This is a genomic window from Deltaproteobacteria bacterium, from assembly GCA_019308995.1.
In the GTDB taxonomy this organism is placed as follows: domain Bacteria; phylum Desulfobacterota; class Desulfarculia; order Adiutricales; family JAFDHD01; genus JAFDHD01.
Map to the genome: position 1 here is coordinate 1 of JAFDHD010000069.1, position 19,972 is coordinate 19,972.

The following is a 19,972-nucleotide window of genomic DNA, read 5'->3' on the forward strand; positions in this document are numbered from 1 at the left end:
GGGGCCTTGAATTCCATGGTCTGGCAGCGCATGACGTCATCAATGACACCGGTCGCGGTAAACTGAAGGGTGGGCAGGCCGGAGACCTTGTGCTTTTCGCCATAGGGTCCGGCCAGGTTGCCGTCCACATACATACTGTCCTTGCCTGAAAGCAGGGGGATGGAGTAGGCCAGGCAGGCCTCGCGCAAGGCCCAGTTGGCCCTGACCAGCTGGGCGGCTTTATACTTGCCATCCGGGTTGGTTTGGGGATCAAACTGAATATGGGGCCAGCAGAAGTTGTCTAGTCCGCCGATATGATCCAGGCTCGCTCCTACGGCCAGAAGCCGTCTCACGGCCTCATCCACAGTGGCTGAAACCATGTGAAAAGTGTCAATAACGGCATAAGTCGGATTGATGGCCTGTGCTACGGCCAGGCCCCGGGTTGAACCCAGAACCGGGGAACAGACAACCGCGTCAGAAGGTGTGTCCCTGAATACGCCGACCAGAGGCTTGATGACGCTCGCCCCCTGAACCTCGTGATCATACTGACGGGCGATCCACTCCTTGGAGCATATATTTGGTCGAGCCAGCATATCGGTCAGCAGGCCGGTCAGGTCTTTGGAGGGGCTGAGCACGGGTTCAGCCAGGCCGCGCCTTTCAGGCGGAGACCACTCCGCCTCAAACTCCCACTGCGGAAAATCGGATTCAAGTAAAGCCAGATCAACGCAGGCACAGGTTTTCCCATTGTATTTGAGGTGAAGCCTGCCAGTACCGGTGTAACGGCCGATGACGGTGCTCTTTACAGCGTGCAAATCCGAAAGCTCCATGAAACGATCCAGATTCTCGGGTCGGACCGCCACGGTCATGCGCTCCTGGGATTCAGAGACCCAGATCTCCCACTGGTCCAGTCCCTCGTACTTCAGAGGAACCCGGTCCAGGTCAACCTCAGCCCCGTTAGAATACATGGCCGACTCGCCGATAGAGGAAGAAAGCCCGCCGCCGCCGTTATCGGTGATGAATGCGATCAACCCCTGGTCCCGGGCCTCGAGGAGGAAGTCATGCATCTTTTTCTGGGTGTAAGGGTCACCGATCTGGACGTGTCCGGCTGGAGTATGCTCGCTGTATTCTTCTGAAGCGGCGGTCACGCCGTGGATACCGTCTTTACCCACCAGGCCGCCGCACATGATAATCAGGTCCCCGGGGCTGGTCTTCTTTTGCTCTGAGGGCTGATTTTTCACCTGATCGGGCATCAACCCCACGGCCGTAACAAAGACCAGACACTTGCCCATATAGCTTGGGTGGAAAAAGACTTCGCCAAAGGGAGTGGGGATGCCGCTCTTGTTGCCACCGTCCTTGACCCCTTCGATGACGCCGTCCAGGAGCCTGCGGGGGTGAAGGTGAGGGGTTAAAGGTCCGTCATAATCCCTTGGCCCGACGCAGTAGCCATAGGTGCCCAAGATGATACGCGAGCCTAATCCCGTGCCCATAGGGTCTCGGTATACGCCCACGATCCCGGTTATGGCCCCGCCGTAAGCTTCCATATTGGAGGGGCTGTTGTGAGTCTCGCCGGTAATGGTATAGTAATGATTCTCATCGAATCGGCCCACCCCGGCGTTATCCCACAGGACCGAAGCCACCCAGGGCTTTTTTGCGGCGAGTTCCCTGGTGGGCGCCTCGATATATGTCTTGAAGAGATTATTCACTTCGATCTTTTCACCGGTGGCCAGGTCGTGATAATGAAACAGGCCGTTGAAAGTATTATGGTTGCAATGGTCGCTCCGGGCCTGGGCGATGTACTCCAACTCGACGTCCGTGGGCAGGGACAACCCGACTTCCTTGCGTGCGGCCAGGACCTCGGGCCTTAAGAAATACTCCCGGATGGTGGGCACGTCGTTCGGATTGAGGGCCAGGTCGCGTTCGTCGCTGATGCGCAGCAGTTCAGCGTCACTTGTAACCGAGATTTCGGTTACCGTGGGCTCATGAGCCAGGATGACCCTGGGGATGATAATGCCAATGCCTGCTTCCGGGTCCCACTCCTCTCTGGTAAATACCTTCCAGGTTTGAATGATTTCATTTGCCAGGAGCTGCCGGGTCATCAGTTCAACGTTATCCTTTTTCAGAGCCGGTCCGTTCACCAGGTAAAGCTGAGAAGTGTACACCGCTTCTTTTGGTGAAAGCGCGATCTGGAAGAAGTCTTCCAGGGCCTCCTGAGCCGTGGACCCGGCCGTGTCCCGCACCCCGGGGCGGAAACCCACCCAGAGGGCGAAATCAAACTCACGGGCTAAGGGCTGATATGAAGAAACCTGGGTGACGGGATTGGTAAAGATGCTCTGGCGAGCCGCTTCAAGCTGCCTTGGCGTTAGGTCCGCGTCAATGGTCAGGACCTGTATGACGCGCACCTTTTGAACGGGCAGGTTAAAATAATCCCTGGCCCTGTTCTTCAGCGATTCACCCTGCGGGTCCAACAAATCGGGCTTGAGAGCTATTTCGAGACGATGCGCCATCTTTTGAGGCAAAGTCTAACAGCTTGAATACGACTCCGTCAATCAGAAAGCAGAGGGAAGCTTTTTGAGTTCGGAGATGGTTCTATAGTGGAAAAAAGGTTTCCCCTAACAAAACCTTTTGGTAACTTAAAGCAATGAAAAAGTTTTTCAAAGTCAAAACGGTTGATGAGGTCTTGTCAATCATAAACAGCTTCGATCCTCTCGAAGCCGAAGAAGTCCCTCTGACTCAAGCCAGGGCGCGTGTGCTGGCCGATGCCGTGGCGGCCCAGGAGGACCTGCCTCAGTTTGATCGCTCGACCATGGATGGATACGCCGTCCGGGCGCGGGACACCTTTGGAGCCACTGAAGCCTTGCCTGCCTTGTTTACAATCATAGGTGAGATTTTTATGGGGCGTCAGCCTGATTTCAAGATAGGTCCCGGAGAGGCGGCCCGCATCTGGACCGGAGGCATGATGCCACGAGGATCGGACGCGGTGATCATGATCGAGTACGCCCGTTTGGTGGATGAGACGACTGTCGAACTGGCCAGGGCCGCGGCGCCTTATGACAACGTCATACGCGCCGGTGAGGATGTGAAAAAAAGCGAACTTTTACTTCCGAGAGGCCGCCGTCTCAGGCCGCAGGACGTGGGACTCCTGGCTGCTTTGGGTTTTGAAAGCGTTCCGGTCATCCGCCCTCCTTGTGTGGCGATCATTTCAACCGGCGATGAAATCGTTCCGGTGAAGACACAACCTGGGGCCGGTCAGGTTCGGGATATCAACACCTATTCTCTGGGGGCGCAAGTCGAGGCCTCTTACGCCCGGCCCCTGTATCTCGGTCTGATCAAGGACGATCTCGACCGGATTCGCCGGGCCGTGAGGCAAGGACTGGAAGAGGCGGACACGATCATCCTGTCCGGCGGCAGTTCGGTCGGAGTGCGCGATTTCACGGTGGAAGCCTTTACCTCATTTTCAGGAAGCGAAATCCTGGTGCACGGCGTTTCGGTCAGCCCGGGAAAGCCGACCATCCTAGCCCGGATAGGCAATCAAAGCCTGTGGGGGCTTCCGGGGCATGCCGTCAGCGCCATGATCACTTTCGACCTTTTTCTTAAACCTCTTCTGGCCAGACTTTCCGGGGAGGAAGAAAATCAGCAGAGCCTGGGACAGACCGTTATGGCCACCCTGTCCCGCAATGTCGCCTCGGTGCACGGACGGGAGGACTACGTCAGAGCTAGACTTGAGACAGATTCTGAAGGAAGAAAAATCGCCTATCCTGTCCTGGGCAAGTCGGGCCTCATCTCAACCATGGTCAAGGCCGACGGCTTGATACGTATCGGGATGAACGTCGAAGGCCTGGACAAAGGGTCAGAGGTGGAGGTACGGTTGTTTGAAACTTAACCCTGGAGTCAATGAAATGAGTCCTGCTCAAAAATTTAAACGGCACGTTTACCTGAACCTGAAAAGCCTGGAAGAGGCGCGAAAGATATTTCTGAACCGATTTGATCTTGGGTCCCGCCTGCAAGCAGAGACCATCCCTGTTGACCAGGCCCTGGACCGGATCACGGCCAGTCCGATCTTCGCCCGATTTTCCTCCCCCGGTTTTCACGCCGCAGCCATGGACGGGATCGCCGTAAAGGCTGAGGATACTTACGGCGCCTCTGCGGATAAGCCCATAAGGCTCAAGGTTGGCAAGCAGGCCTTCTACCTCAATACCGGCCACCTGCTGCCTGAAGGAACCAATGCGGTCATCATGATTGAAGACATCGAGGCCCTGGATGATAACAAGGTTCAGATTGAGGCCGCGGCCTTTCCCTGGCAGCATGTACGCAAGGTGGGCGAGGACATCGTGGCCACGGAAATGATCCTGCCGCAGAACTCCCGGTTAGGCCCATACGAACTTGGCGCGGTCGCGGCCTCCGGTCATCAGCAGGTCGCGGTAAAAAAGCGGCCCGAGGTGCACATCATCCCCACCGGTTCTGAACTCATCGCCATCGGCAAGCTGACGAAAGAGCCTGAACCGGGCCAGATGGTGGAATTTAATTCGGTCATGCTCAAAGCCCTGGTGGCGCGGGCCGGCGGGGAGCCGGTAGTTTACGACATCGTTCCGGACGATTATAAGTACATCCTGACCGCGCTCCGTGAGGCGGTTGAGGGGAAGAGCGATTTGGTGATCATCAATGCCGGGTCTTCGGCAGGCAGTGAAGATTACACCGCCGCGGCCATAGCCGAACTGGGTGAAGTTCTGGTGCACGGGGTGACGATCATGCCTGGGAAGCCCACCATCTTAGGGGCCATTAAGGACAAGCCTGTCATTGGCAACCCGGGCTACCCTGTCTCGGCGGTCATCTCCTTCGAACAGTTTGCCCAACCGGTTTTGGCCGGGCTCTTGAGTATTATGACTCCCCAGCGGCCTAGAATCGAGGTCACTCCTTCCCAGGCCTTCCCTTCCAGGCTGGGTCTGGAAGAGTTCTTAAGGGTCAAGGTGGGCCGCATCGGCGCGCAAACCGTGGCCGTGCCGCTGCCTCGAGGGGCCGGTTCCATCACCACCCTGACTCGGGCCGACGGCATCATCCGTATCCCGGCTGAGAGCGAAGGGGTTGGCACTGAGGAGAAGGTCGAAGCCGAACTCTTGCGCCCCCTCGAAGAAGTCGAAGGCACCCTGGTCATCATCGGCAGTCATGACAACACCCTGGATGTCCTGGCTGACTTCATTACTCGAAGAGATTTCTCCATAACCCTGTCTTCTGGAAATGTGGGCAGCCTGGGCGGCCTCCTGACCCTTAAAAAAGGCTTCAGCCACCTGGCAGGAACTCATCTGCTCGATACAGACACCGGCGAATATAACATCTCCTATCTTAAAAAATATCTCACCGGCCTGGCCTTGCGCCTGGTCAACCTGGTCACACGCCAGCAAGGCTTTATTGTCCCGAAAGGCAACCCGAAACAGATAAAAGGCTTTGATGATCTAACGCGCAAAGATGTGGTTCTGGTCAACCGTCAGCCAGGCTCAGGGACCAGGATTCTCCTTGATTACCACCTCGAGCAGCTAGGCGTTGATCCGGCCCAAATAAACGGATATCAGAGGGAGGAGTTTACGCACATGGCTGTGGCTGTGGATGTGCTCTCCGGTCGGGCCGATACAGGGGTGGGTATTCTTGCGGCCGCCCGGGCCCTCGGGCTCGATTTTGTCCCGGTTACGATCGAGCGCTACGATCTGGTTATCCCCGAAAAATTCTGGGAGGACCGCAAGATCAAGATCCTGCTGGAAGTTATCCGATCCGATGAATTCAAGAATGCGGTTCTGGCCATGGGCGGCTACGGGGTGGAACAAACGGGTGAAATCCTCTGGACCTGGGACGGGGTGGACAGATGAAAAACAGACCCCCTCTCCCTCCGGTTGTCTGTATCGTGGGCCGGTCGAATTCAGGTAAAACGACATTAATCGAAAAGCTGCTGCCAGAATTTTCCCGCCTTTCCCTGGCCGTGGGCACGATCAAGCACGACATCCACGGATTCGATGTAGATATCCCAGGCAAGGATAGCTGGCGGCACCGGCAGGCTGGCGCCAGAATAACCGTCATTTCTTCACCGACCAAACTGGCTCTGATTCGGGACACGGATCACGATCTGGGCCTTGATGAACTGGTTGTCTTCTTCAAAGGCTTGGACCTCATCCTGACTGAAGGATACAAGCGTGAAAGAAACCCCAAGGTAGAAATTCATCGAGCGGAAGTCCATGCCGAACCGCTCTGCCAGGGTGACGACAACCTGATTGCCTTTGTTTGCGACACACCGCTCGACCTGGGCGTTCCCCGCTTCGGTCTGGGTGACACAGCCGGGCTGGCCGCTTTTCTTAAAGATTATTTCCGCGTGTAACGGTCAGTGGTTCATCATGACCAGCATCATTCTGGTCGCTTTTTATAGAACTTTCGGCCTTTAGCGAGGGAACCATGTTCTTGTTTAAGAAAATCGTATCCAATTTCTTCTTTCCTGTCCTTCTTGGCCTGGAGCTGCTTCTTCTTGGCCTGATCCTGCTCTGGTTTACGCCGAGAAAAACGCTCGGGAAAATAGTCATCTTGCTGGGAGTAATTCTGCTGGCCGGGTTAAGTTTCATTCCGTTTGCAGATATGCTCCTTACGCCTCTGGAATACCGGTATCCCCCTTTAACAAGCCTGGAAAGACACTTTGATGTTAAATGGATTGTGGTGCTGGGCGCGGGTCACAAAAATGATCCCAGAATCCCTTTTACCGCAAAACTTGACAGGCCTTGTACCGTCCGCCTCACAGAAGCGATCAGGCTTCATAACTTGCTGCCAGACACCAAACTCATCCTGTCTGAGGGAGGCGCTGTCGGCCAGGTGCCTGGAGCAAGGATTATGGCTGATCTTGCCTTGGCCCTGGGAGTTGACAGGGAAGACATTGTCCTGGAGCCTCTTTCTAGAGACACTGAGGATCAGGCCCGATTAATCAAAAAACTAATTAAAAATGACCGGCTTATTCTGGTGACCTCTGCCAGCCATATGCCTCGGTCTATGGCGCTTTTTAAAAAGACGGGCCTGCGGCCCATTCCGGCGCCAACGGACCATTTAGTTAAAAAAGACCCGAGAGGAAGGGATTTTGGGGAATACTTTCCGAACGCTGAAGGCATCCTCAAGGCCAGGACGGCCTTTCATGAATATATGGGCTTGATCTGGGCGAAGGCCAGAGGACAGATCTAGGAAGTGCTGCCTCATGAGAGAGGCTGTGAGGAAACCAGCTGGACTGCGATCTCTTCCCCGGCCGATAGTTCGGCCTGGCCTTCGGGCAGCAGGATAATCCCGTCTTTATGAGCCATGGATGACAGGCGGCTGGCGGTCTGATAAGGCCTGACCCGCCAGGTCCCGTCCCGGAAGATCACCTTGGCGTGCAATGCCTGAGTCCAGTCTTTTTGACCTCGAATAGGCTCCTCAAGGCGAGCCGTTACTGTTGGGAAGACAGGCCCCTGCCACCCGGCCATGGCCAGTATGCCAGGCAGAGCCAGTTCGAGAAAGGCCATTTCATAGGACGGCGGCCCGCCGGACAGGATAAAAAAAGGGCGATTTTCCAGTAACCCGAACGCGGCGGCCTTACCCGGTCTGAGGCGCACCTGGCGAAAGATTCCCTGCCATCCCAAATCCTGAAGAACCTCGATCATGAGGTCCCGCTCGCTTTGCCAGGCCCCGCCGCTGGTAATGAAGATGTCTGCCTCTGAGCATGTCTCTGTGATGGCCGCTTTTATCTCATCAACCTTATCGGTCACAATGCGAAAGGCTGCCTCTGGCAGGCCAAAGGCCTTGAGCCAGCCGATGGTTTCCACCATGTTACTGGCGTAAACCTGACCCGGACGTAAAGAACGGCCCGGGGCAGCCACTTCATCACCCGTAGCGATAACCGCTACCCGGGGCCGGGTTATGACGCGAACGCGATCCAGGCCGGCGCAGGCCAAGAGACCGACCAGGGCCGCGTGAAGCCGCTCCCCTTCTTTGGCTATGATTTCACCTGCCTTAACATCCGTTCCCTTGGGCAGGATATTTAGCCCCGGTTCGGCGTTATTGAAACACCAAACCTGCCCCTCTTCCTTTCGGGTGAACTCCTGAGCCAGAACCGCCTCAGCGCCAGGAGGTATGGCGGCCCCGGTGGTAACTCGAATAGCCGTACCCGGCTTGAGCGCCTGACCGGGAAGGTCGCCAGCGCCTTGAAAACTGATCAGACTTAAGCCAACCTTTTGATCAGGCCGGGCAGAGGCCACGTCCTCGGAAAAGACGGCGTATCCATCCATAAGAGCGATATCAAGCAAAGGACTGTCCACCCTCGAGACCACGTCCTGAGCCAGAATCCGGCCGGTCGCCTCAAACAGGCTGACTTGTTCAATTTTTCCCAGAGGCGCATTTTCCAGGATGAGGGTTAAGGCCTCTTGAAAGCTGATCATGTTCTTCATTGGACTCAATTAATTCATGAAAAGGCTTATTTAACTTCAGGAACGTGAATGGTGAGCTGAATATTCTCGGCCTTTTCGCAGGACTTCAGCGATGTCACCATGCCGGTGACGGCATTTGCGATGATGACCTCAACAAATGACAGCATGGGCACTCGCCGGCCGTCTACCAGAAGCTCTGTCTGGTGATAGCCCTCTGCCTTCCTGATGACGGCCTTCTCGATGAGGTCCACGATTCCAGTGAGATCATCCATTTTTATATACGGCCAATCTTTGCTCCCCCGCGGCCTGTCGCCGGTCACGACCAGGAGATTCTTCCGCTTTCTGGTTAAAGGGATTTTCTGCTTATCCAGCCGAAAGACTTCAATACTGGGCAGGTTGAGAGACTCACGGCTCTCGACCAGAGCCAGGTCAATCCCGGAGACATAATTGGCGGCAATGATTTCCGGCTGAAGCTCCGCCTCCTCCGGTATCTCAATCCGGAACCCGTTTGGTCCGGAAAGGATGAACCCCTTAACTCCTGCCTTAAAAAACTGCCTGACCTCTGATGGCAGCTTCCCGGAATCATCAATGCGCTTTATTACAGCCACCCGACGGCCCCGCCCGGTCCATTCCTTGATCAGCCCTTTCATCAAGCTGGTTTTACCGCTACCGGCCGGGCCAACCACAACCACAACCGGGACTGCCGGAAAGCCAGGGCTGGAGGAGCCCTGAAAGATTTTTTTAAAAAGCTCACGAGCATGATCGAGGCCTTCCTGATCGAGGTTTTTAAAATCCTGTATTAATTTTTTTGCCTTATGTGTCAAACGGCTGCTTTTGGTCTTTTTCGGTCCAGCGGATGTGGCCACGAGTTTGCCTTTGAGTTTTCTCTCCATGGCCGTAACCTGCGCCCGAAGACGGCGGGGGGACATGTTCATGGCCTCGGCCGCGGCCGGGATCGAACCCAGTTCATTGATGAGCTCCAGGATTTTCAGGCGGCCTTCGTCAAGAACCACCCGGCCAGCGTCATTTTCTAACCAGAACTTCGATTTTATCTTCATTTTTATCTCCACCTTAACTTTTCAACAAAGGCTGCATCAATCGAGCGTCGTTAATTTAATCTTATAACACCCAGACCCTGTAATCAAATTGGATCGCGGGGAAAGAAACTCAGGCCGTTTTAAAAAGGAACGCCCGGGTCCATCCAGACCCAGGCGCATGATCTTAAGTTATCTTTATTTTATCTCAGCCGCCGCCCTGGTCCCGAAACCGATCCGCAGCACTAAGGATCCTCTCCAGACGTGACAAAGAGGGCGTTTCAAAGGCCTTCTTCCATTCCTCCTCGGTCAGGATGCGCCTCAGATACTGGCCGACCGGGAAATGCAGCTCCCAGCAGATTAAGGCGCGTGAACAAGGCAAACCTTCAGCCACCTTTCGACAGTAGTCAAAAGGCACCGGCCCGCCTAACTGCGGGCAGCGGGTTTCCAGTTCATCAAAGGCTGTTTTTACGTCTAACAATCAAGCTCTCTGACTACTGGGGCTTGGGCAGGCCTTCGATGGCCTTTAAAGCCCTTTTAATCTCCTCTTCTGGCAGAGCGAAGTCGGTCAGCTTGCCAGCGAGGTAATCCTCATAGGCCGCCAGGTCGAGAAGGCCGTGGCCGCTCCAGTTGACCAGGATGGTCTTCTCCTTACCTTCCTCCTTGGCCTCTTTCGCCACCTCGATGACCGCGGCCAAGGCGTGGTTGGTTTCCGGGGCGCTGATGTAGCCTTCAGTCTTAGCCCAATCCAAACCGGCTTCAAAGGTTTCAAGATTGTGGTAGGCCCGGGGTTCAATTATTCCGTCTCGAATCAACTGGCTGATCAGCGGGGCCATGCCGTGATACCGCAGGCCGCCGGCGTGGATCGGCGGAGGCACAAAGTCGTGTCCCAGGGTGAACATAGCCAGCAGAGGGGTCATGCCTGCCACGTCACCAAGGTCGTAAGCAAAAGGCCCGCGGGTCATGGTCGGGCAGGAAGTGGGCTCAGCCGCGATGATCTGAACCTCCTTGCCGTTAATTTTGTCCTGAGCGAACGGAAAGGACAGGCCTGCAAAGTTGGAGCCTCCACCGGCGCAACCAATGACCACGTCCGGGTAATCGCCTACCATCTCCATCTGTTTTTTGGCCTCCTGTCCAACGACGGTCTGGTGAAGCAGGACGTGATTGAGCACGCTGCCCAGGCAGTAACGAGTGGGGATATCCTTGCTGGTGACGGCCGTTTCCACGGCTTCACTGATGGCGAGACCCAGGGAGCCCGGCGAGTCGGGGTTCGTCTCCAGTATCTTGCGGCCGGCGTCGGTAGTGTCGGTTGGGCTGGCTACACAAGTGGCGCCCCAGGTCATCATCATTAACCGGCGATACGGCTTCTGATCATAGCTGATTCTGACCATGAAGACCTTGCATTCCAGATCAAAAAAGGAGCAGGCAAAGGCCAAAGCGCTTCCCCACTGTCCAGCGCCCGTTTCGGTGCAAAGACGTTTGATGCCAAATTCTTTATTAAAGTAAGCCTGGGCTACAGCGGTGTTGGGTTTGTGACTGCCTGGAGGCGAGTAGCCCTCGTTCTTGTAATAAATCTTAACCGGAGCATCCAGGAATTTTTCAAAGCTTACGGCCCTGACAAGAGGTGTGGGTCGCCAGATCCGGTAAACATCCAGAACGGGTTCAGGGATATCAATCCAGCGTTCCTGACTGACCTCCTGCTCGATCAAAGGCATGGGGAAAATCGGGGCCAGGTCATCTGGCCCTGGCGGCTGCAAGGTACCCGGGTGGAGAGGCGGCTGCAATCCATGCGGCAGATCAGGGGTAATGTTATACCACTGTCGCGGAATCTGATCCTCGGGTAAAATTGTCTTTCTGGCCATAGGAACCTCCTGCGTTTTTTAAAACATGAAATTTTGAAAAAGATGATTGAGGCGAAAGGGCGATATATAATTTAAGCCCTCAAAACCCAACGATTACCTCTAACACACTTTATTATTTTTTGACAAGGAGAAAAAATATATAATACTGCATAACTTTAATGAAATTAAAGTCGTTCGAGTGATCTGTACCCCATAAAACTAGGCTCACAAAGACCTTGCCAGGATAATTTGAAAGTATTAATGTCTCCAATTAAGCTTTAGCAACATCCCGGACAGTTTCGTCTATCCAAGGACGACCTGCTGATTGCAACGGTTGATTTTTTTGATTGAGTCCATGGACGCGTTCAAGATCAAACTTCTTTTCTGTTTTATTTTGAGGAAATGAACAATATGAAAATAAATTATAAGATCATTGATCCAGTCGGTGTAAAAACGCCGGCTTTGATTGTTTTTCTCTTTTCCGATGACAAACCCGGACTTAGGAGGCGGCCCGAGCTGGCCGGGCTCAAGCATTTGATCAGCCCGCGCCTTAAGACCAAAGACTTCACGGGCGACCACCTCTCCGTTCTCGGACTGTTCCAGGAGATTAAGCGAGGCCCGGAGCGGCTCATCCTGGTCGGTCTTGGCCCTGAAAAGGAGCATGGACCGGAAAAACTGCGGTCTGCCGCGGCCAAGGCTGCCCAGGCCGCGCGTGACTTCAACCTCCAGGAAGCAGCCATGCTTCTGCCTCCAAAATGGGAAAACCTAAAAAATCCGGAAGAGCTGGCCGAGGTAACGGCCCTGGGCGTGCGCCTCGGTCTTTATCGTTATGACGAACTTAAAACCAGGGATAAGGACAAGGCCGGGCTTCTGAGGCACATGACTCTCGTTTCTGCAGAGAAAATCGAGACGGGCAAGTTTAATACCGCCTTGAAAAAGGCAGAGGCTTCTGCCAAGGCCATATGCTACGCCCGGGACCTGGTCAATCGCCCTTCCAACCTGCTCAAACCGGATGACCTGGCCAGGGAAGCCAAGGCACTGGCCCGCAGCCAGGGGCTTAAGATCAAGGTCCTTGGCCTGGCAGAAGCCAAACGCCGCAAGATGGGAGCATTTCTCTCAGTGACTCAAGGCAGCGAATCCCCTGGCCGGATCATTATCCTCGAATACCACGGGACCGGGCGCCGGATAAAACCCCTGGCCCTGTTAGGCAAGGCCATTACCTTTGACAGCGGCGGGATCAACCTCAAACCAGCCGACGGCCTCAAGAACATGAAGACTGACATGGCCGGAGGCGCGGCGGTCCTGGCCGTGCTGGCCGCGGCAGCCTCTCTGAAACTCAAGGTTAACCTGGTCGGTATTGTGCCGGCAGCGGAGAACATGCCTTCTGGTAAATCCTGTCGCCCGGGCGACGTTATCACCTCCATGTCAGGATTGAACGTGGAAATAACGAACACCGACGCCGAGGGCCGGATGGTCCTGGCCGATGCCTTGACTCTGGCTCACGAATATAATCCTTGCGCCATCATTGATCTGGCCACCCTGACCGGGGCCTGCCTCGTGGCCCTGGGGGATAAGATCGCCGCTCTCATGGGCACGGACGCGGAGCTGGTTCAGAGGCTCAAAGAGGCCGGGGAGAAAAGCGGGGATCGCGTCTGGGAACTGCCTCTTTATGACCCTTACTTTGAGTTTCTGAAGAGCGAGGTTGCGGATTTTAATAATGCGGGCGGCAGGGCGGCTGGAGCCATTATCGGCGGTCTCTTTTTGAAACAGTTCGTGTCAGAGATCCCCTGGGCTCACCTGGACATCGCCGGAACGGCCCGAACGGAAAAAGGCGGACCTGACACCAGGATCGGCGGCACGGGCTTTGGCGTCAACCTGGTGCTTCACTATCTGTATTCACAAGAATGAGACCGAGCGGGTGAGAGTTTATTCCAGGTCAATTGAAAAAGGCATATTCAACCCGTTATCAGGCGCACCAAAGAGGCAGGTCAAATTTTTCATCCTTTGGCCTGAAATTATAATCACTAGTGAAAGGACATGAAAATGGAGTTCATTGATGGGATCGAAACGATGGAACTCAGGGTCATCCCGGATGAACGCGGTCGGCTCATGGAGATGCTGAGAGCGGATGATCCTGTTTTTGAAAAGTTCGGGCAGGTCTATCTTTCGACCACCTATCCTGGAGTGGTCAAGGCCTGGCATATGCACCGGCTGCAGCATGATAATGTTGCCTGCGTGCGCGGCATGATCAAACTGGTCATTCACGACCCTCGCGAGGATTCTCCGACACACGGCATGATCAACGAGTTCTTCATGGGTGAGCATAATCCCCTTCTGGTGAAGATTCCGCCGGGTCTCCATCATGGCTGGAAGTGTATAAGCGAGACGGAAGCTTACATAATCAATGTTCCGACCATGGTTTACAACTACGAAAATCCGGACGAGGTCCGCCTCGACCCGCATGAGAACGACATTCCCTATGACTGGTCGGCCCGAGACGGCTAACCCGCCTGAAGATGAAGAGAAGTTACTTGTCCTGCTCCGGGGCGCCCTGGGTGACGTTCTCCTGACCTTACCTTTTCTGGCGGCCCTGCCAGTCCACTTTGGCGTCCAATCCCTGACCCTCGTCGGAAGACGCACCATTCTTGAGCTCCTGGCCAGCCAGCCGTTTGTTTCCTTGATCATGGACCATGACCAGGCTGAGTGGGCCGGCCTCTACCAGGACCCGCCTCGAATTCCGGCACGCCTATCCCGGCGGCTGCTCTCCCACAAGGGGGCCATCGTTCTGACTAAAGCCAGCTCTGACCCGGCTTTATGCGGGTTAAAAAAACTAGGGCTGAAATTCGTCCTGGCTGTTCCATCCCGTGCCCCTTTAGGAAGTAAGACACATGTAACTGACCATATGTTTGCAGCGTCGGGTGTTGAGCCTTTTCCTGAACCGGTTTCCATCAGGCCGACATTAGAAGCATTGGACCGGGCTGCGGCCTTTCTTGAGAGTAAGCGACTCGACCACCGCTCCTGGCTGGCCCTTCATCCCGGGAGTGGCGGGATTAAAAAGAACTGGAACCTTGATCAGTGGATTGAACTGGCCGGGGAGCTTCATAAGAGGCTTGGCTTTGATAGCCTTTTTGTGCTCGGCCCGGCTGAAGCGGGGTTTGGTGAGATCATTGAAAGAAAATTGGGGCCTCAAAAAACCTTTCTGGCTCAGGATCTGCCGCTTCCCTTCCTGGCAGCCTTGCTGAGTCTCAGCCGGGGCTATATTGGGCATGACAGCGGCGTGACCCACCTGTCTGCGAAACTGGGCCTGCCAACAGTGGCTATATTCGGTCCCACCGATCCGGCCTGTTGGGCCCCGAGGGGGCCAAAAGTCGAAGTTCTCTCCCCCCCTATGAAACCGGACCCGCGTGCTATCTGGGATTGGTTGAACTCGCGTCAGATCCTTCAGGCGCTGCAAAAAATTTACTAGAATTTCTACGTCGGTATTAAGGCCGGACTGGGATATCAGGTGTAACAGGCTTTAAAAAAGGCCCTGAGATGCAGGGCCTTAAAAACGAATGGTGTTTTTGAGTTTAAATTACTAGTACCTGGCGGCTCTTCTGTTTCTTCTGGCCATGGCCTTGCGAATACGTCGCAGCGATTCCCGCTCCTTGCGCTTGCGCTTTTCGCTGGGTTTCTCGTAAGCTCTTTTGGTTTTGAGCTGTTTGAGCAGCCCGTCTCGAGCGATCTTGCGCTTCAGAGCCTTCAAGGCGTGCTCAATATCATTGTCCTTGACGACAATCTGAATGCCGGACTTAGCCTTCACAGTAAGTATCACCTGCCAATCATTAATAAAATAACGAACAAGGTGCGAACGTAGCTTAATTGGCTATCAATGTCAAGGATGATTTTTTTTATTCCTTTGAGTCAGCGCGGTTGAGTTCCAGGATGCGGTTGATGATGGCCGAGGTGGATACTTCCGGCGTAAGCGGGATGGTCAAGACGGTCCCGCCGTTTTGTTCCACTACCTCCCGGCCGATGATTTTATCCAAAGGCCAGTCCCCGCCCTTAACCAGAACGTCCGGCAGGAGGAAGGTAATGAGTTCAAGGGGGTCAGGCTCATCAAAGATAACCACCGCATCCACAACGTTCAGCCCGGCCAGAATTTCAGCCCGCTGATCTTCAGGCATGATCGGCCTGGTCGGACCCTTGATCTCCCGGGTGGAGCGGTCGGAGTTAAGACCGATAACTAGAAAATCCCCTAAGTTTCGGGCATCAGTCAGGTAGCGCAGATGGCCCAGGTGAAGGAAATCGAAGCAGCCGTTGGTAAAGACGACCTTCTGTTCGGCCTCCTGACAGGCTGCCACCCGTGCCTTAGCCTGCCTCCAGGTCATGATTTTATCGCGGTGGTTGAGCATTTAAATAACCTCGTCTAAGCAATCGTTCAGAACTGTACCCCTCACCCAGGCCTCAACTATAGCAGATTCAATAGACGCTGGTGAATATTATCAAACCCGCCGTTCGCTTAAGACTTATAACTTATTGAAATTATTGAGGCGGCCTTAAATGAGGTCGCCTTTATTTTTCCATTATTTGCAACCTATATGCAACCATTTTCCATGATTTGCAAAAATGAAAATTAGTAGATTGACCTGGATTTGGAATACAGACCTGATCATTTATAGCTTCTATCTACTGAAGAGCGATTTCAATACTGGTTGGAGTAATAAAAGTTAGATTAAACGAACCTTAGAAAGAAGGTGAACCTCTGATTAAGATAAATTTTTACTTTTCATTGTATCAGGGAGGCCTAATTAAAACGAAGCGCGACACCTCCCGAGCCGATGTCTTGCTTCGCAGAGGCCCTTTGATTTAAGACCAGAGCCTTTTTAGGAGTTGCACCTAACAAAGGGAGTTGCGACATCGGAGCTTGCCCCAGAATAATCGGCTAGACTTTGCAGCTCGGGTACTATCTAGACTCATACTCTGTAAGTCTTCGCATTAACTTCCTACTCGTTCAACTCAACGAATCCCATCCACGGGGCCTCAAAATACGTTAGCCGGATCCGTCTTATCTCTGGTCAGGCAACCACCTCAATATGTTGCTCATGGTGACTACCTCCTTCCGAGGAATATGTTGAAATATATTTGTACACGTTCAGGGGGTTTTGAGATAATCTATTCTTGAGCCACCCATTTTAGATTTGGTTTTTGATCTTTGAAAAAAGAACCGATGGCCTCCACCAAGATGGGGAAAGTGGCCAGATAGAATTCTCTCCACCCACCGATTGCCTTTTTCACTTTGAGTTCCCTTGCTTCGCTTACGCCAAAGGACTCCAAACCGTAAGGCGCGTTCGGCTCGGTTGTTAGTCGGTTCAACATCCTTTTCATCCAGGAAGACGCCGAGAGAATAGATTTCCTTAAACAGGAGACGGGCAAACTTTCCTGCGTCGTCCTTGCGGTCCAGAGGTTCGAACACAAGGTCTGTAAACCTTTTATAGAATGCGAGTTCCTCATCCAAGGTCGGGGGAGCCTTGGCCCAATGACAAAGCATGCGAAGTTCGGTTAAGACCCGTTGGCCAAAGATATTAATGGACTCATCCTTTCTTTCAGCCAAGCCCTTGGCTCTCCGGATATAATGGGCCAGGCATGTCTGCCTGGGGTGATCCCACCAGGTGTAAGCCCTGTAATTATCGCTGACCAAGATGCCCGCCCAATCTTGGATTAACTTTAAAAATGCTTCCTTGGATCGGTGGGGATGAACCATGAAATAGGCCACCTTTGCATTGACCATGGTCCATAACCAGATGAGTTTACCGCCCATAAACCAGGCGGTCTCATCCACATGATTGATCTTGCTCTTCCTGGCTTGATGGCCGAGTTCATCATATATGGGCTTTATTGCCTCTGATGACCGGTCGATTACCCTTTGAATCGCTCCCACGGAAAGGGGAATGTTCAGGACGGATTTTATGAATCCTTGGACGGTCTCCCGACTGGCTCCCATAACACCACTCATCTCAGCCACAAGTGCATGAAACCGTGGCCCGTATCCAGCCCGGCAAGATTGAGGCAGTGCGGCTTTCACTACTTGGCCGCACTTGGGGCAGTTAGTCTTATGTAATACATAGTGAATAACGTCCATTTTAATCTCAGGAAGCTCGATGACCTGATGGGTATAAAACGGCTCTAACTGGTTCGAAGAGAAATAGGTGTTCCCGCAACGACAGACTTCAGGTTTAAGTGGGATGACCTCTGTCGGCTCTAACAGTTCCTGCTTATACCCCCTCCGACCTTTCCTGGCCCCCTTTTTTCGCTTGCCTTTTTGAAGTTCCTTTTTCGGTTTCGTAAATGGACTATCGCTTGAGGGAGGCTTGTTTGAGTTTTGTGAATTCTGGTCCAGCCGGGCTTCTAATTGTTCGATTCGCTTATTCAGTTGTTGGATATGCTCCTCATACTGCCTGATAGTTTGCTCAATGAATCGTTTAACCGGTTCCGGTGTGGCCAGCCAATTGGCTTCTGAAAAAGGTCTCTTCACTTCCATATTGAGAAGCGTAGCAGATTTTTTATAAAAAATCTAGATTTTTTTTAAATTATTTTAATAAGTTACGTTACTTTATAAAAGTTTAATTATTTCAAGCGCTTAACCATGCAAACTTACCCCCTGAATAAATACGCGTCAGCTAGGTACGCAATTTCGAAACATTGGAATAAATGGGTTGACGAAAATCGCTTAATTATCCTACCTAAGAAAATTGAAGAAATAACCTGGCAAGAAATTAAAGAAGCTTTTTTCAAACAAAGCATAAACCGCGGGTGACCCAGAACGCCGTGCGTGTCTGGCAAATGAATAAGTCCGGCATAATTGATTACAAACATCCCTGCCTTCGGGTGGCTTTTAGGGTTTCGGATGGTGTCTGTAATTTGCTTATTCCTATATTCTGTCAGGGAGCTTCGCACCCTGACCTACAAATGGTTGACACCTCGGCCCGGTATGATAAAGATGGGAAATCGGTTTAAGCGGCGATTGGATGAACGCCTGAAGCAGACCTCTTGTGCTGACGCACCCCGACAACCGAGTTGTCGGGGCCACCCGCCGAAGTGAGGCTCTCTGACTTTTTTTTAGACATGATATTGAAGGATGATGTCTGTAATTTGCTTATTCCTATATTCTAAGTCGAGAGGCTTGCGGCTCCTTGTTAAAAGGCATCTCACGGGGAGAATCCATTACGCTGCGGCAGATCATGACCCCCACCGCCGACTTGCCCGGCCCTATTTTAAATCCGCCCTTGTGCCGTTCCAAGCATGAATGTAGAGCCGCTTTGTTTCCTCCGCACTGGCTGGCAGTCCTATATTTCGCTGCCCTTTAAGAGGAAGCTGGGCTATGCCGCGGCCGAACCTCTCCATGTAAGAATCAACTATTGGATCCAGTTCAGCATGAAAAAAATCGCTGTCAATGCCTGCATCCTTGATGGCAAGCGGAATGCCAACCGCCTGTTTCAGCCGATCCAGCCCGGCTAACAGATTCTCGGTCTTACCCCGGTTGCCTCTTCCGGTGAAACCGAGAAACGCCGCCAGGTTGCCGAAGCGTTTTTTGCGGGTAGGGTAAAGCCAGGCAAACACCGGGCAGAGCATAAACGCATTAGCCCGGCCGTGCGGAATATGAAATTTTGCCCCGATATCGTGGGCCGGTGCGTGGACCGCACCCAGCCGCCCGTTGCTGAACGCCATTCCGGCCTGAAGGGACGCGTTGTGCATCTTGTCACGGGCCTCTAAGTTCTGGCCGTTTTCCACCGCTCTGGGCAGCCATTCCCATATAGTCTTTGCCGACCACAAGGCCAAGGAATCAACTATATCCGATGGCTCAATGAGCACGTAGCATTCTATGGCGTGAATCAGGGCGTCAAAGCCTGTGTTGGCCGTCACTTCCGAAGGCATCGACACGGTCAACTCCGGGTCTACAATGGCCACATCGGGTATTATGTGCTCAGAATTGAGCGCGGCTTTGTAGGGCGGATCAACATCCCGGTCAATGACCACCGCGGCGTGGGTTACCTCTGAACCGGTCCCGGCGCTGGTAGTAATTGCAATGTAGTGGGCCTTTTTTCGCAGCACGCGGCTGCCAAACTCTTGTCCGAACTGAGCAAACGGCAGGTCGGCCAGGTCTGGATGCTCATAGAGGACCCAGGCCACCTTGCCAACATCCATGGCAGAGCCGCCGCCCAGACCGACGATGATGTCCGGGTTGAAACCCTGCAATAAGGCAAACACCTTCCAGGCTGTTTCCTTTGACGGTTCGGCTTCGACCTCGTCGAAAACCTGCGTTTCGATGTCATTGGCGTGCAGAATCTTCTCGACCTGCGCCACTATCCCGAGCTTGCGGATAATGGCATCCGTAACTATGAACGCACGCCGGCCCGATACCGTGGACAGGTTTTCGAGGGCCCCAGGCCCGGAATAGATGTGTCGCGGTACAATAAATGTGCGGTATGCCATATGTAATCTCCGTTTTTGTAATTGTGGAATTTAAGTTCAGGACTTTCCCTCAATCTAAAAGCTGTTCATGGATGTTACCATAATCCGTCTGTTGCCGCAATTTTTAACTTCCGGCCTGTCAATAGCAAATTAAAATGTCCGGTGTTCATAGCACATTAAATGTCCGGTTGCTTTTTTTTGGTTTCTGTTTATCATTCAATTGCACCATGTGAGGATAGGGCCACGCTGG

At 53.4% G+C, this 19,972-nt stretch carries 15 protein-coding genes and 1 pseudogene; 7 read left to right on the forward strand and 9 right to left on the reverse strand.

Annotation, left to right across the window (positions count from 1 at the left end; all coding sequences use genetic code 11):
- On the reverse strand, positions 1–2,483 hold a 2,483-nt coding region (locus JRI95_11460; GenBank protein ID MBW2062162.1), incomplete at its 3' end, for a phosphoribosylformylglycinamidine synthase subunit PurS.
- A gap of 134 nt (positions 2,484–2,617) precedes the next feature.
- Here JRI95_11460 and JRI95_11465 point away from each other — a divergent pair.
- The 4 genes from JRI95_11465 to JRI95_11480 all read left to right on the forward strand — a co-directional run bounded on the left by JRI95_11465 (position 2,618) and on the right by JRI95_11480 (position 7,179).
- Positions 2,618–3,859, forward strand: a complete 1,242-nt coding sequence (locus JRI95_11465) for a molybdopterin molybdotransferase MoeA (protein MBW2062163.1) — start codon at positions 2,618–2,620, stop codon at positions 3,857–3,859.
- Between the two features lie 16 nt (positions 3,860–3,875).
- Complete coding sequence (locus JRI95_11470; protein MBW2062164.1) at positions 3,876–5,834, forward strand: molybdopterin biosynthesis protein; 1,959 nt, start codon at positions 3,876–3,878, stop codon at positions 5,832–5,834.
- Positions 5,831–6,337 carry a molybdopterin-guanine dinucleotide biosynthesis protein B gene (mobB, locus tag JRI95_11475; GenBank protein ID MBW2062165.1) on the forward strand — a complete coding sequence of 169 codons (507 nt, stop codon included), beginning with the start codon at positions 5,831–5,833 and terminating at the stop codon, positions 6,335–6,337. The genes JRI95_11470 and mobB overlap by 4 nt, the downstream gene beginning before the upstream one ends.
- 80 nt (positions 6,338–6,417) lie before the next feature.
- Entirely contained in the window at positions 6,418–7,179 is a 762-nt protein-coding gene (locus tag JRI95_11480; GenBank protein ID MBW2062166.1) for a YdcF family protein, read from the forward strand.
- A gap of 11 nt (positions 7,180–7,190) precedes the next feature.
- Here the strand turns inward: JRI95_11480 and JRI95_11485 are convergent, their stop codons facing one another.
- The 4 genes from JRI95_11485 to JRI95_11500 all read right to left on the reverse strand — a co-directional run bounded on the left by JRI95_11485 (position 7,191) and on the right by JRI95_11500 (position 11,292).
- The gene (locus JRI95_11485) at positions 7,191–8,408 is read right to left on the reverse strand and encodes a molybdopterin molybdotransferase MoeA (GenBank protein MBW2062167.1); all 1,218 of its coding nucleotides are present in this window, start codon (positions 8,406–8,408) and stop codon (positions 7,191–7,193) included.
- Between the two features lie 35 nt (positions 8,409–8,443).
- Positions 8,444–9,454, reverse strand: coding sequence for a molybdopterin-guanine dinucleotide biosynthesis protein MobB (locus tag JRI95_11490; protein MBW2062168.1), 1,011 nt, complete (start codon positions 9,452–9,454; stop codon positions 8,444–8,446).
- A gap of 184 nt (positions 9,455–9,638) precedes the next feature.
- Positions 9,639–9,911, reverse strand: a complete 273-nt coding sequence (locus JRI95_11495; GenBank protein ID MBW2062169.1) for a hypothetical protein — start codon at positions 9,909–9,911, stop codon at positions 9,639–9,641.
- A gap of 13 nt (positions 9,912–9,924) precedes the next feature.
- A complete protein-coding gene (locus JRI95_11500) occupies positions 9,925–11,292 on the reverse strand; it encodes a TrpB-like pyridoxal phosphate-dependent enzyme (protein ID MBW2062170.1) in 1,368 nt (455 codons plus the stop codon).
- A 390-nt stretch (positions 11,293–11,682) separates the two neighbouring features.
- On the opposite strand from JRI95_11500, the gene JRI95_11505 reads away from it, so the two are divergent.
- From JRI95_11505 to JRI95_11515, 3 genes are all read left to right on the forward strand, one after another.
- On the forward strand, positions 11,683–13,179 hold the full coding sequence (locus JRI95_11505) for a leucyl aminopeptidase (protein ID MBW2062171.1): 1,497 nt from the start codon (positions 11,683–11,685) through the stop codon (positions 13,177–13,179).
- Positions 13,180–13,314: 135 nt separating this feature from the next.
- Positions 13,315–13,776: a dTDP-4-dehydrorhamnose 3,5-epimerase family protein gene (locus JRI95_11510; protein MBW2062172.1), complete on the forward strand. Its 462-nt coding sequence runs from the start codon at positions 13,315–13,317 to the stop codon at positions 13,774–13,776.
- Entirely contained in the window at positions 13,751–14,737 is a 987-nt protein-coding gene (locus JRI95_11515; protein MBW2062173.1) for a glycosyltransferase family 9 protein, read from the forward strand. Before JRI95_11510 ends, JRI95_11515 begins: the two co-directional genes overlap by 26 nt.
- 111 nt (positions 14,738–14,848) lie before the next feature.
- Here JRI95_11515 and rpsU read toward each other — a convergent pair whose 3' ends face one another.
- The 4 genes and pseudogenes from rpsU to JRI95_11535 all read right to left on the reverse strand — a co-directional run bounded on the left by rpsU (position 14,849) and on the right by JRI95_11535 (position 19,743).
- On the reverse strand, positions 14,849–15,055 hold the full coding sequence (rpsU, locus tag JRI95_11520) for a 30S ribosomal protein S21 (protein MBW2062174.1): 207 nt from the start codon (positions 15,053–15,055) through the stop codon (positions 14,849–14,851).
- A 106-nt stretch (positions 15,056–15,161) separates the two neighbouring features.
- Positions 15,162–15,665, reverse strand: a complete 504-nt coding sequence (gene rfaE2 / locus JRI95_11525) for a D-glycero-beta-D-manno-heptose 1-phosphate adenylyltransferase (GenBank protein MBW2062175.1) — start codon at positions 15,663–15,665, stop codon at positions 15,162–15,164.
- Between the two features lie 760 nt (positions 15,666–16,425).
- Positions 16,426–17,791: pseudogene (locus tag JRI95_11530) on the reverse strand (IS66 family transposase).
- A 728-nt stretch (positions 17,792–18,519) separates the two neighbouring features.
- A complete protein-coding gene (locus JRI95_11535; protein MBW2062176.1) occupies positions 18,520–19,743 on the reverse strand; it encodes an iron-containing alcohol dehydrogenase in 1,224 nt (407 codons plus the stop codon).
- Between the last annotated feature and the right edge of the window lie 229 nt (positions 19,744–19,972).